This window comes from Bacillus sp. FSL K6-3200 (genome assembly GCF_038630485.1).
GTDB lineage: Bacteria > Bacillota > Bacilli > Bacillales > Bacillaceae > Bacillus > Bacillus safensis.
The window spans coordinates 536,436-552,399 of sequence record NZ_CP152032.1 but is presented as its reverse complement, the minus strand read 5'-3'; the positions used below and the strand labels follow the sequence as shown (position 1 = coordinate 552,399).

12 protein-coding genes are annotated in these 15,964 nt (G+C 42.3%); 10 read left to right on the top strand and 2 right to left on the bottom strand.

Going from position 1 to position 15,964, the window contains the following annotated elements:
- Window positions 1-35: 35 nt before the first annotated feature.
- Window positions 36-908, top strand: coding sequence for a hypothetical protein (locus tag MHI60_RS02845; protein ID WP_111291928.1), 873 nt, complete (start codon window positions 36-38; stop codon window positions 906-908).
- Window positions 909-933: 25 nt separating this feature from the next.
- Here MHI60_RS02845 and MHI60_RS02840 read toward each other — a convergent pair whose 3' ends face one another.
- Window positions 934-1,578 carry a spore coat protein gene (locus MHI60_RS02840; protein ID WP_048240201.1) on the bottom strand — a complete coding sequence of 215 codons (645 nt, stop codon included), beginning with the start codon at window positions 1,576-1,578 and terminating at the stop codon, window positions 934-936.
- A gap of 144 nt (window positions 1,579-1,722) precedes the next feature.
- On the opposite strand from MHI60_RS02840, the gene MHI60_RS02835 reads away from it, so the two are divergent.
- From MHI60_RS02835 to MHI60_RS02825, 3 genes are all read left to right on the top strand, one after another.
- Window positions 1,723-5,094 carry a CheR family methyltransferase gene (locus tag MHI60_RS02835; protein ID WP_144485638.1) on the top strand — a complete coding sequence of 1,124 codons (3,372 nt, stop codon included), beginning with the start codon at window positions 1,723-1,725 and terminating at the stop codon, window positions 5,092-5,094.
- Between the two features lie 87 nt (window positions 5,095-5,181).
- Complete coding sequence (locus MHI60_RS02830; RefSeq protein WP_144485636.1) at window positions 5,182-8,085, top strand: 5'-nucleotidase C-terminal domain-containing protein; 2,904 nt, start codon at window positions 5,182-5,184, stop codon at window positions 8,083-8,085.
- A 48-nt stretch (window positions 8,086-8,133) separates the two neighbouring features.
- Entirely contained in the window at window positions 8,134-8,700 is a 567-nt protein-coding gene (locus MHI60_RS02825) for a class D sortase (protein ID WP_095408068.1), read from the top strand.
- 37 nt (window positions 8,701-8,737) lie between these two features.
- Here the strand turns inward: MHI60_RS02825 and MHI60_RS02820 are convergent, their stop codons facing one another.
- Window positions 8,738-9,646 (bottom strand): RluA family pseudouridine synthase, encoded by a 909-nt coding sequence (locus tag MHI60_RS02820; RefSeq protein WP_095408069.1) that lies wholly within the window; start codon window positions 9,644-9,646, stop codon window positions 8,738-8,740.
- Between the two features lie 109 nt (window positions 9,647-9,755).
- Here MHI60_RS02820 and MHI60_RS02815 point away from each other — a divergent pair, with 109 nt between their 5' ends.
- The 6 genes from MHI60_RS02815 (at window position 9,756) to MHI60_RS02790 (ending at window position 15,883) form a co-directional block, all read left to right on the top strand.
- On the top strand, window positions 9,756-10,103 hold the full coding sequence (locus tag MHI60_RS02815; RefSeq protein WP_095408070.1) for a DUF5365 family protein: 348 nt from the start codon (window positions 9,756-9,758) through the stop codon (window positions 10,101-10,103).
- A gap of 310 nt (window positions 10,104-10,413) precedes the next feature.
- Window positions 10,414-11,079, top strand: coding sequence for an HAD family hydrolase (locus MHI60_RS02810; RefSeq protein WP_041089572.1), 666 nt, complete (start codon window positions 10,414-10,416; stop codon window positions 11,077-11,079).
- Between the two features lie 15 nt (window positions 11,080-11,094).
- Window positions 11,095-12,633 carry a bifunctional GNAT family N-acetyltransferase/carbon-nitrogen hydrolase family protein gene (locus tag MHI60_RS02805; protein ID WP_012009394.1) on the top strand — a complete coding sequence of 513 codons (1,539 nt, stop codon included), beginning with the start codon at window positions 11,095-11,097 and terminating at the stop codon, window positions 12,631-12,633.
- Window positions 12,634-12,838: 205 nt separating this feature from the next.
- Window positions 12,839-13,255 (top strand): VOC family protein, encoded by a 417-nt coding sequence (locus MHI60_RS02800; protein ID WP_111291895.1) that lies wholly within the window; start codon window positions 12,839-12,841, stop codon window positions 13,253-13,255.
- Window positions 13,256-13,340: 85 nt separating this feature from the next.
- The gene (locus MHI60_RS02795) at window positions 13,341-14,258 is read left to right on the top strand and encodes an AEC family transporter (RefSeq protein WP_095408072.1); all 918 of its coding nucleotides are present in this window, start codon (window positions 13,341-13,343) and stop codon (window positions 14,256-14,258) included.
- A gap of 32 nt (window positions 14,259-14,290) precedes the next feature.
- Entirely contained in the window at window positions 14,291-15,883 is a 1,593-nt protein-coding gene (locus MHI60_RS02790; protein ID WP_144485634.1) for a PucR family transcriptional regulator ligand-binding domain-containing protein, read from the top strand.
- Window positions 15,884-15,964 lie beyond the last annotated feature (81 nt).

Here is a 15,964-nt window from a genome sequence, read left to right as displayed (position 1 = left end):
AAAGAGGGTGCAAGATGAATTCAGGTGGGGAGCAAATGAAAGCCAAGCCGTCATTGATCCATAAAAAACTTGTAGGCGGAATGATTGCAGCAGGTCTGATTTTTTATGCTTTCACCGCGTACTTGATTTATGTTGCGTTTCAGCTGACAGGACAATATTTGGAGCAGTCTTCTCCTAAAACGGTTATCACGGAGGGACTCAATAAGCAAGTCTATGAACATATTCGAATCTACTATTCAGAGGAAGAGGATGCTTTTGTTGATCTGACCATAGAGGCCATGAAACAGGCAGAGAAGAGAACAGCGTCAGTGTTTCAGTTTGAAGCTGACAGACCTTTAGATGTTATTTATTTTGATGATAAAGAGACGATCGAACAAATGGCTGGAATTAAGCATATAACCGGATTTTACTCTGATCATGATCAAATGATTGGGCTATATCCAGATAAACGAGAAGCATTATTGAAGAAAGAGACACTGCCTTTATACTTTTTCAATTCGCTTTTTATTCATGAGTATGCTCATTTTGTTTTCTATGAAAAGGTCCATTCATATGAAGTGTCTCCAGGAATTTTTCCGCTTTGGTTCCACGAAGGAACAGCAGAATGGACGGCCTATGACGTGTTGAATGCTACGTCTGAACGCTTCGACGTGATTCCTTTTCAATCTCTTCATTCTGATCAAGACTGGCAGAACTCTCGGGTAACGTATGAAACTGATGTCTATTTACAAAGCTATTATATGATCTATGAATTGGTGCAGCTTTACGGACGAGACGTCATACATGAGATTATGGAGGAGACTGCGAAAACGGGCCAGTTTGCTCGCGGCTTTGAACAGGCGACGGGGGAGAGACTCAAAGATTTTGAAGAACAGTTTAAAGTGATGTACCAAAGAAAAAACGGCTGACCAAAGAAGGGGGTCAGCCGTTTTTTTAATGAAGAGGCTTTTGTTGATCGGCTTTGCTAGAAGGCATTTGAACTTGCCCCTGAAGTGGTGCAAAAGCTGATGTCATGGCTGTCATATCTTGTTTGGAAAGCTGAGGAACTTGATAGTAGCCATGCTTGTTTTGATACAAGAAAATTTCATATGCCATTTCGATAAAGTTCGGAATCTGCGCAGCAAGCACACGTCTGACAACAGGATTTGTTACTTCTAATGCGGACATGGAAAGTAACCCAGCATGTGATTTGACTAGGCTGAGCATATGTCCTGTGATCCCTAAGTCTTTTACATCCTGTAATGACTGATTCGGCTTCTTCGGCTGAGAAGGTTTGATTCCGTATGTCACTTGTGTGTGTTCTTTCATCATATAAGTAGCAGTTTCTTCACTAGGCTTTTGGCCGGTAGAAAAACAATCTACAGTGACATTGTACTGGGATAAAACGAATTGATATTGTCGATCCAGGATGTCGGATAATGCAGGATCTTGAATGAATTGCCGCAAGATCATATATTGATCCAAAATATTAATCGTGCCGGCTAAAATTTCATGTAAATCGAATAATTCATGCCCGCCATGGTTGAGCTCAGGCTGCTGAGCGCTTCCTTGAAACATTGGTTGCTGATCGTTTTGCATTGAGATTCCTCCTTCTGTTTATACAATCTGTTTTAATGTGAGGATGTTTTCACGTTTTCATGCAAAAAACATTATTTACAATTAGAGGGTTTTCTTCCTTTTTGTCGAAAAAAAGTATCAGACGAATGAACATGGGGGTACCAGATGCAGGACAAAATCATTAATCGTTTGATAGAAGACGAACATGTGCAGGCACCAGTGATTGGCATCGGTGTTTCGCCGTTTGAACAGCATCATCTTGAGGCTTTTTTTCAATCGTTTCCACATGAATTAAATGCCTCTTTTATTGTTGTGCAAAATCATGTGACAGGCGATTGTATAACAGATTTGGAAGCACTTGTTTTACCGATTGGCTACCGGGCAAAAACGATTAAACATGGTGAGAAAGTCATGAAGAAGACCATCTATTTTTGTCCGCAGCATGCGGCTGTGACGTTAACAGAAGATCATCGGCTGCATGTATCAGAGCAGCTGCCAACAAACAAGGCATGCTCTGTCGACTCGCTTTTTAAGTCACTTGCCAGTGTTCAAAAGGAAGAGGCATTTGCGATCTTTTTTCAAAAAGGTCATTGTGTGGGGAGTGGATTGCTTCAGTTGGTTGAGCAAGGTGGTACAGCCTTATCGTGCAGTGAGGTAGAGAGTGGTTTTGACAGCATGTATCATCACACATTCAAAGATCCATCTACCCTTGCGGCATATATGGCCAATATCATTAATGTCCCGCATGCTGATGAGACAGACCCAGCTTTACTAAGAATCATTGAACGTCTTGAAATGTATAAAGGAATTGCCTTTTCAACCTATGAAAAGAAAAGGCTGCTTTCTGTCATTCAAAAACGGATGCGCGCTGCAAATCAGCCGATGTCATTATTAGCAGAGTACGATCGTTTATTAGAAAGAGAACCAGATGAGCTTGATCGCCTGCACGTCCAGCTTTTAAGCGGCACGACTACTTTTTTTAGAGATATGGAAGCTTTTCGTATATGTGAACAGAAGATCATACCATCAATCATTGACCATTTGATGAGCAACGGGAAATCTCGCTGCCGAATTTGGATTGCGGGATGTTCCACAGGGGAAGAAGCCTATTCTTTTACGATTTTATTTTTAGAAGAAATGAAGCGAAGAAATGTGTCCATTGAACTTCAAGTCTTTGCGACAGATATCAACCGAAAAGCCATTCAAATAGCTAGTAAAGGTCTTTACTCGAGAGAGTCAATGGCAAGCATACCGGAAAAATGGCGGGCGCGATATTTCGAAACAAAAGGTGACGCTTTTATTGTGAAGCAGTCGCTTAGAAAACATATTGTTTTTGCTCCTCACAATTTATTGATTGATTCACCTTTTATCCACCTCGATTTTATCAGTTGCCGAAATGTTCTGATGTACTTTGAGCCAGAAGTACAAAAACGAGTATTATCCCGATTCCAATATGCTTTAAAAGATCAAGGGATGTTAATATTAGGGCCCGATGAAACTGTCCCCAATATCCCTCGATTGTTTCAACTGTTCAATGAAAAGTGGAACATTTACACCCATTCAAACATTTCTACATCTAGTGTACATGACGCTCGAGATGCCAAATTACAAAAGCGAGCCGCACAATATATGCAAGAAGTGAGCGAGGATTATGATGCATGTATGGTCATCAATGATGGTAACAAAATCCTGGCGATGTCAAATGGGGCCTATTCTTTCTTAGACCACAAAGAAGTGTCAGATCAATCATGTGAATATGTAACGCCTGATTATTTGAAAGAGATGTTGAGTCAAACCTTTCAAAAGGTGTGGACAGACGAGACGGAGGTTGTGTTTCAGCATGTTCTCATTTCGGAAAAAGGCAGAAAGCAGTATGCGGATTTTACTGTAAAGAGTTTTGATCGCCGTTTTAAAGGAGTATACGTCATTCTCATTCGACTGAATGAGAGAGGAAAAAATCAAAAGAACGGCAGGGAAAAAGGGATGCCAGATCAGAATTCAGTCTATCAGCAGCGTATTGTCGATTTAGAAAATGAACTCAATGAAGTCAAACAAAAGGAGCAGGAGGCAAGGGCTCAATTAAAAGCGAAAAACACGCAAATAGTGCAGCTTGAGAAAAAACACGAGCATTTCATTAATATCATAAACAACTTAAGGGTGACAAGGGAAGAACTGTACAGACCTTCTGTTAAACCAGAGCTTGCGACGTTGTTTGTGGACCGGGACATGAATATTCGCTACTACACTCCTACAGCTGCCTCTTTATTTACTTCAGCTCAAATAAGGCACCAGCAATCCTTTCAGTCGCTGGCCAAGAAGCTCACGCAGGAAACGCTCTATCATGACATACAATCCGTTATCTCGGACAGGCGCGTCATCGAACGAGAAATTGAAACGAATGAAGGCGAACAATTCACTGTTCACATCACACCTAACTTTGATCAAGATCATGAGGGAGCGGTGATGACGTGGATTAAAATGACGGAAATGACAAAAATCAAACAGGCACTCCATCTAGCGATAACAGCACTGGATAACAGCCATATCCATATTGTTGTTGCAACTGAGGAAGGGGTCATCCAATGCGTGAATCAGCGCTTTTGCCAGTTTGTACAGCAGCATGAATATGACCTGATCGGCAAAGATATCTTTTCTGTCTATCATGCGCTGTGTCAATGTGATGATTTAGAAAAGCAATGGGACGTTTGTTTAAAAGAAGGCAGCTGGACAGGTGAGCTGTACTTTCAGGATTTATCAGGCCGTGAACGATGGGAGAGAGTCTCTTTACACCGAATTGATGATCCTGACAAAATGCAGTCAACTGTGATGCGGATTTCAGAGGATATTACGAATCAAAAGCAGTCAGAGAAGATGCTGATGAAGTCAGAGATGCTGTCCGCAGTGGGTCAGCTTGCAGCCGGTATCGCCCATGAGATACGAAACCCGCTGACATCGTTAAAGGGATTTTTACAGCTGATGATTCAAAGTAAGAAATATCAGAAGGATTATGCAGATGTCATGATGTCTGAATTTAATCGGCTCGAGGCCATTATTAATGAATTCCTTGTGCTTTCTAGAAGCAAATCGGTGAAATTTGAGCCGGTACATGTCAATCTTCTGCTCGAAGAAGTGATCATGGTCGTTGAATCACAGGCGGTCTTAAAAGGCGTGTCTATTCAGAAGAATTTGTCTCCGTCGCTGCCAAACATTCAAGGTATACCGAATGAGCTGAAACAAGTTTTCTTAAACATTCTTAAAAACGGTATTGAAGCGATGGATGGTGTGACAGGTGTCATTCAGGTCACATCCGTATTGGAACATAATCAAATGATGCTGATTTTTGAAGACCAAGGAAAGGGCATACCAGAAGACGAAATAGGGAAACTGGGTGAACCTTTTTATACAACGAAAGAAAAAGGGACTGGCCTTGGTTTAATGATGACCATTAAAATCATTGAAAGCCATGGCGGCAGCATTCGTTTTGAAAGCAAAAGCTTTGAGGGGACACGAGTGATTATTACGTTTCCAATGAGCTAACAGACATAAGATTTACAAGAAATCCATCTACCATCAATATTTACTTAGTACACTATGAGAGATGAAGCTCAGAAGGGGAGAGGTCTAATGAAACGTGTTCGATCCATTCGAATGATCTGCTGTTTGGTTTTGGTGATCTTTAGTCTGCAATCCTTACTGCCTGGCATGATCACAGCAGAACAAGCCAGCGCGTCTGAAAAGAAGGAAACGGTATGGAACCAAAAGAAGCCAATCAAAATCAAGAAAGCCCGCCAGCTGATCGGAGAGACGGTGACGGTGAGCGGAATTGTGACAGCAGATCAATCTGCTATAGGCAATGGGAAACTCTCAACATACATTCAAGATCAATCAGCTGGAATCAATATTTATTCAGCACAGCAAAGCAATTTCCCAGAACTAAAAGCGGGCATGAAGGTGACAGTATCGGGTAAGATCACGTCTTATAAAGGACTGATTGAAATTGTGCCAGATCGAGACCGCCTGAAAATCGATGGTGTGAATCAAACCTTACCAAAGCCGAAGCGAGTCTCACTGAAACAACTAGAAACGGATCAGGCACGTAAACATGAAGGAAAACTTGTGAAGGTCAAAGGCTATGTTGAATCAAAACCAGAGCAGCCGGCTGGTGGTGGATACAATGTGGTGATCATTGATAAAAAATATCACAGCACCATCCTTAGAGTGATGGTGGATACAAGTGCCATTGATGAAGTAAAGACAGGGAAATGGTATGAGTTTACAGGAGTGTTAAGCAGATATGATACGCTGCAGGTGCTTCCAAGACACAAGGGTGATGTCAGCCTGCTGAAACGCCAGCCAAAGCCGCCAAAAATCAAGAAAGAATATGCGGCAACGGTTGACCGGGTGGTAGATGGAGATACGATTCATCTAAAGAAGCCTGTGCTTGGTACAACAAAGGTGCGCTTTGTGAATATGGATACGCCGGAAACGTACCATAAGCCAAAAAATGAATTAGATCAAAACCAGCTGCGTTTTGGACAGAAGGCGGCGGACTATTTAAATACGCTTCTTTCAAGCGGAGATAAAGTCACATTAAAGATCGGTCCTGAAGCGAAGGACGGCTACGGACGTCTTTTAGCTCAAGTGAAAACCAAAAAAGGGGTTAATACGAATTTAGAGCTTGTGAAAAAAGGATATGCCCCTACGTATTTCATCTGGCCAGTTGGAGATGAAAAGGACTATCAGACGTTCCAAAAAGCTGTCAAAGAGGCGAAAGAAAAAGGGCTGGGCATTTGGAATGAAGCGGATCCGCTGCTGGAACAGCCGTTTGAATTTAGAGCACGTGAACAGAAAAAAGGACTGACACGCTATGTCGGTGATTCATCGGCGAAAACCTATGTATCGCCTGACAGCTGGAAAGAAATCGCTGTAGATAAACGCATCTTTTTTGCTTCAAAAGAAGAAGCAGAACAGGCTGGCTATCAGCCGGCAGAAGAAGCTGGGGAAGTCCCATTAACCATTTTAAGCATGAATGATTTACACGGGAAAGTTGATCAACAATATGAACTGGACCTGAAAGGTGATGGTAATAAAGGAACGTACGGACGGATGGATTATGTGGCGGCTTATATGAAACAAAAACAAGCAGCACACAAAAATACGATCACAGTCCATGCTGGAGATATGATTGGCGGCAGCTCTCCAATATCTTCTCTTCTTCAAGATGAACCAACAGTTGAACTCATGGAGAACATTGGCTTTGATGTTGGCACGGTTGGCAACCATGAATTTGATGAAGGGGTGGACGAGCTATTACGTATCATAAATGGTGGAGATCATCCTAAAGGCACAAAGGGATATGATGGACAGAATTTTCCGCTCGTTTGTGCAAACTGTGAATACAAGGAGACAGGCAAACCACTTTTACCTGCTTATGAAATCATGGATGTTGAAGGAATCCCTGTAGCATTTATCGGTGTTGTGACAAAGTCAGCCGCCGGAATGGTGATGCCAGAAGGGATTAAAGACATTCAATTTACAGATGAAGTCAAAGCCGTGAATGATGCTGCGAAGGAATTAAAACAAAAAGGGATCAAAGCCATTGCAGTTTTAGCTCATATGACAGCCTCCCAAAATGGAGATACCATCACTGGGGAGAGTGCAAAGCTTGCCAAAGAAGGCGATGATGAAATTGATGTCATCTTTGCAGGGCATAATCACGAAGTGGTAAACGGAGAGGTCAATGGGAAATTAATTGTTCAAGCCTTTGAATACGGGAAGGCCATTGGCGAAGTCAATGTAACACTTGACCGCAAAACGAAGGATATTGTCAAAAAGAGTGCAAATATCCAGTATGTAGACCAATCTGGTATTGAAAAGGACAAGGAAGCAGCCGGCATCTTAGCTCATTACGGGAAAGAAGTTGAGCCGATTATTAGTGAGGTAGTTGGAGAAGCTGGTGTCAAAATGGAAGGCGGCTATTCAAATGATGGAGACACGCCGCTCGGTAATTTGATTGCCGATGGTATGAGATATTTTATGAAAAGTGATTTTGCCATGATGAATGGCGGCGGGATCAGGCAAAACCTTGAAAAAGGGCCGATTACGTGGGGAGATCTGTTTAATATTCAGCCTTTCGGCAACGTTTTAGTGAAACTTGAGATTAAGGGGAAAGACTTGGCTGAGATTATAGAAGCGCAAATTTCACCTCAGTTTGGACCAGATTATAGCATTTCGGGCTTTTCATATTCCTATGATCCGGTAACATATAAAGTAGTCGACTTAAAGCTGCCTGATGGTTCATCCGTTGCGCTCGATCAAACATATACACTCACCGTGAATAACTTTATGGCAACTGCCACTGGCAGTAAATATGCGCCGATAGGCCGGCTGGGGAAAAATCCCGAAACAGGTCCAGAGGATTTAGAAGCCACTGTCGCTTTTGTGAAGAGCTTTGAAGGAGCTTCCATTGTGTATCAAAAAGAGGGACGAATTCAAAAAGCAAAACAAGAAGAAAAAGCAGCAAGCTAAAGAGAGTGAATCATCTAAGAGAAATGTAACAGGCAAAGGAGTTTAAGCATGAAAAAATGGCTTGCACTTACTGTGATGACAGCAGGAATAATCTTGCTCGGCTGGGGAATTTGGCAAATCGCCTCTACGCACCTTCAAACGGCACAATCATTAGAAGACGCGAAGAAGGCAGTAGCGGACGATCAAGGGATGTCAAAGAAGAAGTTTTCTCCTGAAATAGGGAAAGCTTCTGGCATCCTGACGATTCCGAAATTAAAAGCGGATCTGCCCATTGTCGAAGGGACAGATGCAGATGATCTTGCCAAAGGAGTCGGGCATTACAAAGGCAGTTATTACCCTGATCAGAAGGGACAAATCGTCCTATCTGGCCATCGTGATACGGTATTTCGCCGAACAGGTGAGCTGGATATTGGGGATCAGTTGAAAATCACTGTGCCGTATGGTGAGTTTGTTTATGAAATTACGCATACGAAAATCGTGGATCAGCATGATACTTCCATTATTACTTTGCAGAATGAAAAGGAAGAGCTCGTGTTAACGACATGCTATCCATTTCATTTCGTCGGCAATGCACCAGAGCGGTACATTATTTATGCAAAAAGAGCGTCTGTTTAAAGAAAAAAGAGCCTGCTTATCAATAGCAGGCTCTTTTTTAATGAATGATCTCGTCCATGAGCTGAGCCATATCTGGTGGAAGCGGTGCTTCTATGCTCAAGTGCTCACCTGTAAAAGGATGTGTCATGTCTACTTGTTTGGCGTGCAGAGCACATCTGTTGATATGAGTGCGAGCTCCGTCATAAAGTGTATCCCCGGCTAATGGATGTCCGAGACTGCTAAGATGGACACGAATTTGATGTGTTCTTCCGGTCTCTAATTGCAGCTTAACAGCTGTCATTTGCAGACGTTTATTGGTGTCCATAACCTGAAAATGAGTCACAGCACTTTGACCAGTAGGAGAGATTCTTCGTCTGACAGCATGATGCTTGTCACGGCCGATCGCTGCATCGATAGTACCTTTCTTTTTCTTGAAAAGTCCTTCTGCGATGGCGATGTATGTTCTACGGATCGTTTTTTTAGAAAGCATTTGATCAAGCACAGTATGAGCTAACCTATGTTTAGCAAAAATGACAGTGCCGCTTGTATCTTGATCAAGCCTGTGAATATGTCTCACCCGTTTCTCTTCGCCATTTGCTTGAAAATGGAAGGCCACAAGGTTAGCCAGTGTGCCCGTTTGTCCCTTTTCATTCGGGTGCGTTGGTCGTCCAGCGGGCTTTTGCACAATCAATAAGTGCTCGTCCTCAAAGAGCACCTCTAATTCACCATATTCTGGCGTCACATCACTCTCTTCCGTTTCAAATAAATCGATCAAAATGTGATCGCCTGTACTGACTTTTGCCGCGTGATGGGCAGGCTTTTGATTTAAACGTATTTTTTGGTGCTCCATCCAAAAATGAATAATCGGTTTTGAGGCCGACACGGCTGTTTTTAAAAACTGACTCAGTGAAATGTCATGATGCTGCTCACCTGCTTTTAGCGAGAGCGTGTGTCCTTTAATGTTCATGAAATCCGTTCCTCTCTTTGGGTATATATAGGAAACACTTACCTTGGCGAACGCCTTTTTTTCTGTGCTATTCTGAATGGAGAAATAACGACAGAGAGGTAGATGTCACGTGAGATTAATGAAAGCTGCTACAGACCTGCAGGAGCAGGCGATTGGAGAAATATCAAAGGATGTAGAAGAGCTTCTATCCCATACTGGTGGAGAACAGTCCGCCGCGCGTCAAAAAGAACAACCGCTTACCTTTGTTGAAGGAGTTTATAACGGAACGATGGACGATGCTTTTCGTATTTTATCGGGACTTCAGCTATTACATACCATTATTGTCAAACCTAAACGCCATATTACAAAGCGTGATCGTGAACTATTCGAGCGAAACCGTGAGCAGGTCAATGCATGCGGCTTTTCTTTTCCGTTTGATTTAGACGATTTTTCCAGCCGCCGCCTTCAAAATGCGTAAAAGTTGGTGTGAACTTCCTTGTTAACTTACAAGGCTGCCGCACATACTATTTTTAAGGGAACGGAGAAACCTTTAAGATCTGTAATACCAAACCCGCTCTTTTTCAACATTGCCTATTTCTCCACGAATCGGAGCGCTTGGATCTCTTGCAGAATAAACCGAACACGGGTAGGAGCCTGACAAAATGATACAGGCTCCTTTTATACATATTTATTTTAGCAGACATTCATCTTTGAAAGTCAATTTTATTCACGATATGATAGCATTGAGTATCATAATAAAGACTTTCGTAAAAAAAGGAGTGGCCTCGTTGGTAAAGGCGATTATATTTGATTTTGATGGATTAATTTTAGATACAGAAACACATGAATATGAAGTCTTGCAAGAAATGTTTGCGGAGCATGAGTCGGAGCTGCCTCTTTCCGTATGGGGCAACGTCATCGGGACGCAGGCAGGCTTTAAGCCATTTGAATACTTGGAAAAGCAGCTGGGAAAGACGCTTGATCATGAGGCACTCACAGCGGACCGGCGTTCTCGTTTTCAAAAGAGAATGAAGGACGAATCAGCAAGACCTGGCGTAGAAGCTTATTTACAGGCAGCGAAGGAGCTTGGGATCAAGATTGGACTTGCTTCCAGCTCAGACTATAAATGGGTGTCTGATCACCTGAAGCAGATTGGTCTTTTCGATTACTTTGAATGTATCCGCACGTCAGATGATGTGGAAGAAGTCAAACCTCATCCAGAACTTTATTTGCAAACCGCAAGCTGCTTAGGTGTAGAGCCAAAGGATTGTGTGGCATTTGAGGATTCAGTGAATGGGTCAGTTGCTGCCAAACGGGCAGGCATGAAATGCGTGATCGTCCCAAACAAAGTGACGAGCACGCTGCAATTTGAAGAATATGATGTCAGATTAGAATCCATGGCTGAAATTGAATTGCTCCAGCTATTCCATCAGCTTGAAAAAGAGGATCAGTAAGGGGGCAAAAACATCATGGCAGAAAAACTCGATTTAACGCGGTTTGAAAAAAGAATGGTCATCCGTAATATCCGGGAAGAAGATATTGACCGAATTATTGCCTTGCAGGAGGTATGCTTTCCGGGCATGGACCCATGGAAACGAGAGCACCTTGAAAGCCATCTTGAGCATTTCCCAGAAGGACAGTTTTGTGCTGAATTTGAGGGAGAGATCATTGGCTCTTGTTCAAGTTTATTAATTAACTTTGATGAATACGATGACCGTCATACTTGGCAGGACATTACAGATGATGGGTACATCACAAACCATAATCCAGATGGGATGAATATGTACGGAATTGAGGTTATGGTTAGTCCTGAGTACCGCCGCATGAAAATTGGCCATCGTTTATATGAAGCAAGAAAAGACTTAGCGAGAAGATTAAATTTAAAAAGCATCATCATTGGCGGACGCATCCCGAATTATCATAAATACCAAGAGGAAATGACGCCTCGTCAATATGTGGAGCAGGTCATGCTTCACCAAATTTATGATCCTGTTTTATCTTTTCAGCTGTTAAATGAATTCAGCCTCATGCGGATCAATCCGAATTACTTGCCGGATGATAAGGCATCCAGCACATATGCGACGTTAATGGAATGGAACAATGTTGATTATCGCCCGCAATCGAAAAGATATTATAAATCGGCGTTCCCAGTTCGCATTTGCGTCATTCAATATGCGATGAAACAAATTCATTCCTTCGAGGAATTTATGAATCAGGTGGAGTATTATGTTGATGTCGCATCAGATGCGTCAGCTGACTTTGCTGTATTCCCAGAAATTTTTACAACGCAGCTCATGTCTTACTTAGAGGAGCGCTCCCCAAGTCTTGCAGTGCAGCGGATCACGGAATATACCGAGGACTACATTAATTTGTTCACAGACCTTTCTGTGAAGTACAACATTAACATCATTGGCGGATCCCATTTCGTTGAAGAGGAAGGGAAAATCTACAATATCGCTTATTTATTTAGACGTGATGGAACGATTGAAAAGCAATATAAACTTCATATCACACCGAATGAAAGAAAATGGTGGGGGATCTCAGCAGGTGATCAAGTTCGAGTATTTGATACGGACTGCGGAAAAATTGCAATCCAAATTTGCTACGATATTGAATTTCCTGAGCTTGCTCGAATTGCAGCTGATAAAGGAGCAAAAATTATTTTTACTCCGTTCTGTACAGAAGACCGTCAAGGCTATTTAAGAGTGCGTTACTGTGCACAGGCTAGAGCGGTTGAAAACCAGATTTATACCGTGATCTCGGGAACTGTCGGAAACCTTCCGCAAACCGAAAATATGGATGTCCAATATGCACAATCAGCCATTTTTGCACCATCTGACTTTGAATTTGCAAGAGATGGGATTGTAGGAGAGTGTAATCCGAATATAGAGATGGTTGTCGTTGGCGATGTCGATTTAGAAATTTTAAGAAGACAGCGGCAAGATGGAACGGTACGTCAGCTCAAAGACCGTAGAAGAGACGTGTACCATATTGAATATAAGAAATAATGAAAGGAAGCGCCTGTCACAAGGCGCTTCTTTTTGTTGACATTTTTTAAGAGACATAGTAGCAGCATGAGCGCTGCTACCGGTTCAAGATTCATTATCATTTATTGCCTAAATAAGACGGAGCACTTATTTATGTGATAAAGGGATGCCGGAGCAAAATCCGAATATACTGAAAGGAGATCATGTGTTCAAAAAGGAGAGGAATATGGGGCGACAAGCTAAACATCTGTATATCAATTTGCCGGTAAAGCATGTCAAGGAATCAAGGGCTTTTTTTGAGCAGCTGGGTTTTGAGTTTCAAGAGCAGCTTACGAATGATCAGGCAGCTTGTTTGGTCATTGGTGACACCATTACGGTCATGCTGTTATCCCATAAGCATTTTCAAACCATCTCAGAGAAACAATTGGTGGATGCAAGGCAGGGATCAGAGGTCATTGTCTCTATGCGGGTTGATTCACGAAAAGAGGTCGATGAGCTGGTGGAGCAGGCGATGGCAGCAGGCGGTTCACCGTTTAAGGAAAAGCAGGATCATGGGTTTATGTATGGCTGGAGCTTTCAGGATCTTGACGGTCATTTGTGGGAAGTGTTCTATATGGATGAGGAGAGAAGCGCCCTTTCATAAGGGTGCTTCTTTTTTATTGTTTAACAGTGGTATGATAATGAGGAAGCAAAAAATAGGAATTCATCTAGAGAAAAGTAGGTGCAGCATGGAGTTTTTACTTGTCTTACTGCCAGTGTTCGGCATCTTTCTTATCGGATATATTGGGCAGAAGGCCATTGGTTTTGACATACATACGCTCTCATCAATGTCTTTATATTTAATGTCACCATTTCTTGCGTTTGAAACCTTTTATCAAAACAAAGTGTCGATGGACTATGTGTACCTATCTATTTTTGTCGTCGGACTATGTCTTTCACTTGTTTTATGTGTCTTTATTTTATCTCGAATTTATGGTTATTCGAATGAAATGTATTGTGCCATGATTTTGTCGTCAGCCTTTATGAACAATGGGAATTACGGCACGCCTGTTGTTCTGCTTGTCTTCGGAGCTGCTGGGCTTGATATTGCGATTGTGTTAATGGTGCTGCAGCAGCTTGTTATGAGTACAATCGGTATGTATTATGCAGCAAAGGGCGGAGAGGATGCAGGAGATGGAAAGGTTGTGCTGAAAAAAGTGCTGCGTATGCCGGTTGCATATGGGGCACTCCTCGGTCTATTATTTCAGCTGATTGATCTTTCATTACCTAAAGAGGTGATGACGGGTGTTCAGCTAGTTGGGGATGCTGCCATACCAACGATTATGCTTATTTTAGGCATGCAGCTTGCCGTCATTTCTTTTAAGCAAGTGGATTATCGCAATATTTCTTATGCTGTATTGCTGAAGCTTTTTATCTCACCACTCATCGCATTTGGTTTTACACTCATTTTACCGGTAGATGATCTAGTGAAACAAATTATGATTTTAGTTGCAGCCATGCCAACAGCAGCAAATACCACGCTGATGGCTGTACAATTTCGAACGAAACCTGAGTTTGTCTCAAGCACGACATTTCTCAGTACCGTTTTAAGCATCGTGACTTTACCTGTTTTATTATGGATCTTATCTATGCACCCTCTGGGATAGGGGACGGGCGGCAAACAAAGGGGGACATATCAATGAATGTAGATGTTCATTTTCAAGTGAGTGATGTGTTGAAAACAAAGTATTTTGCCCATGCAAAAGTGTTAGCAGGAGAAAAGGGATTGTTTCGGCAGGTCAAATGGGTTCATGTGTTAGAAGTGCCTGCTGTAGAAGATTTGTTAAATGGGGGAGAGCTCATATTAACAACAGCCGCAGGCTTTCATGATCAATTGGAGGTGTTTCAAGCATTTTTAAAACAGCTGATCGATTCTGGTGCGGCAGGCTTGTGTATTGAATTTGTTCCGCTCAGATTCGATGTGCCGGAAGAACTGATTGCGTATGCAGAAGAAAGAGATTTTCCGCTGATTCTGTTTACAAAAGAAGTGAAATTCGTCAACATCACACAGCATCTCCATACGATGATGATTGAACGCCAGTATCAAATGATGGCTGATTTAGAAGCGCTATCATCAAAGTTGAATGAGCTATTACTGACTCCGCATCCGCAGATGGATATTTTGGATCAAGTGTATCAGCACGTAAGGGGCATTCTTTTACTCATTCCTGTTCAGGGGGAGCCGATTATTTTATGTGATTCTTCCAAACAAACGGAAGAGCTGGTCATGAATTATTTACAGTTTGCTTCCTTGCCAAAAGGATACGAAGTGACACAAAAACAAGTGCTCGCACTCAAGCAGACATTTGCAGACCTTGTGCTTATTCATCAAACGAACGCGCTCTCAGAATTCGAACTTCTCGTAATGGATAAAGGGGCAAATGCTCTTGCCCAGCAAACGTTAAGAGAGCTTTATACAGAAGAGCTGAAGAAGACAAAAGAGAACGAATGGCTGCAAAAATGGTTCCAAGAAGAGCATACAGAAAGAGATATTTTAGAGCATCTTGAAGAAACAGAAGGATTGAAAAAACCAACCGGCTGTGTGGTCATGCTCTTTCAAAAGCATCATCAAATCGAAGAAATTGCAGGAAATCTTTATTTTCTCGTATCGTGCCGCTCCATCTTTCAGCGAGCAGGTTTCCATTTGATTCCGTATGAGCATCAAGGACAAACCTTGTTTATTTTATTGAACACGAGAAAGAAGGAAGACTGGAAAGAGCGGGCAGAGAAGGCGGCAGCTGACATCAAACAATTGTATGATCGGGAGCAGCCCCGCGGAACTGTGATCAATTTTGGCATCGGTCCATATTGTGAACAGTTTCAGCATATGAGAAAAAGCTTTCAAGCAGCCAAAGAAGTGCTGCAATTAAAGAAAGTGATGCCCCAGCGGGTGGAAAGCCCATTTTATCAAGATTTGCATATGCTCCGTCTCATGCCTGTCATGCAGGAAAGCGGACTGCTTGAATGTATGGTGAAAGAGTATTTGGAGCCTGTGCTTCTATATGATAAGCAAAATAGCGGAAGACTCTATCAAACGCTGAATATCTTTTTACAGACAAACGGTTCTAAAAAGGAAACTGCAAGCCAGCTCTTTATTGTCAGGCAGACCCTTTATCATAGACTAGATAAACTGCATGCATTGCTTGGCGAGGATATGATGCAGGCCCCGAAACGACAGGCGCTTGAATTTGCAATTCTTGCATATGAATTCCTTCAAGGAAATCGCCGTTAACGAGGTTTGTTAGATTTGCTAAGGCACCCGAGTAGAATGTCTTATCGTTCTTTTCAATCAGTTGACGATCTGTCTAATGTA

What these genes read in the sequence shown, in the direction of transcription:
- MHI60_RS02805 (WP_012009394.1), top strand. Translation starts at nt 11,095, where the DNA reads ATGGCAGAAAAACTCGATTTAACGCGGTTTGAAAAAAGAATGGTCATC.
- MHI60_RS02790 (WP_144485634.1), top strand. Translation starts at nt 14,291, where the DNA reads ATGAATGTAGATGTTCATTTTCAAGTGAGTGATGTGTTGAAAACAAAG.
- MHI60_RS02795 (WP_095408072.1), top strand. Translation starts at nt 13,341, where the DNA reads ATGGAGTTTTTACTTGTCTTACTGCCAGTGTTCGGCATCTTTCTTATC.
- MHI60_RS02835 (WP_144485638.1), top strand. Translation starts at nt 1,723, where the DNA reads ATGCAGGACAAAATCATTAATCGTTTGATAGAAGACGAACATGTGCAG.
- MHI60_RS02800 (WP_111291895.1), top strand. Translation starts at nt 12,839, where the DNA reads ATGGGGCGACAAGCTAAACATCTGTATATCAATTTGCCGGTAAAGCAT.
- MHI60_RS02840 (WP_048240201.1), bottom strand. Translation starts at nt 1,578, where the DNA reads ATGCAAAACGATCAGCAACCAATGTTTCAAGGAAGCGCTCAGCAGCCT.
- MHI60_RS02825 (WP_095408068.1), top strand. Translation starts at nt 8,134, where the DNA reads ATGAAAAAATGGCTTGCACTTACTGTGATGACAGCAGGAATAATCTTG.
- MHI60_RS02830 (WP_144485636.1), top strand. Translation starts at nt 5,182, where the DNA reads ATGAAACGTGTTCGATCCATTCGAATGATCTGCTGTTTGGTTTTGGTG.
- MHI60_RS02845 (WP_111291928.1), top strand. Translation starts at nt 36, where the DNA reads ATGAAAGCCAAGCCGTCATTGATCCATAAAAAACTTGTAGGCGGAATG.
- MHI60_RS02820 (WP_095408069.1), bottom strand. Translation starts at nt 9,646, where the DNA reads ATGAACATTAAAGGACACACGCTCTCGCTAAAAGCAGGTGAGCAGCAT.